Origin of the sequence: Frankia sp. Mgl5 (genome assembly GCF_023242985.1) — a bacterium.
Lineage (GTDB): Bacteria > Actinomycetota > Actinomycetes > Frankiales > Frankiaceae > Parafrankia > Parafrankia soli.
Window position 1 is genome coordinate 1 of record NZ_JALKFY010000089.1, and the last position, 280, is coordinate 280.

Sequence of the window (280 nt, forward strand, 5' to 3'; positions counted from 1 at the left end):
GCAGATCGGTGAAATCATCGAAGTACCGGAAGAGACGGTAATTGATTTGGTGGAAGATATGAAAGCCGACTTGCGCCGGGAAGGCCGCGGCATTCAAATCGTGGAAGTAGCCAAAGCATACCAGCTGACAACGCTGCCGGAGCACGTCCCCTATTTTGAAAAGCTGGCCACCTCACCCAGCCAATCCACGCTCTCCCAAGCGGCTTTGGAAACATTGGCGATCATCGCATACAAACAGCCGATCACCCGCTCCGAGATTGAAGAGATTCGCGGTGTGAAG

General features: G+C 53.6%; 1 protein-coding gene. It reads left to right on the forward strand.

Annotation, left to right across the window (positions count from 1 at the left end):
* Window positions 1-280, forward strand: a 280-nt coding sequence (locus tag MXD62_RS08495) for an SMC-Scp complex subunit ScpB (protein WP_248828843.1), incomplete at both ends; no start/stop codon positions are given.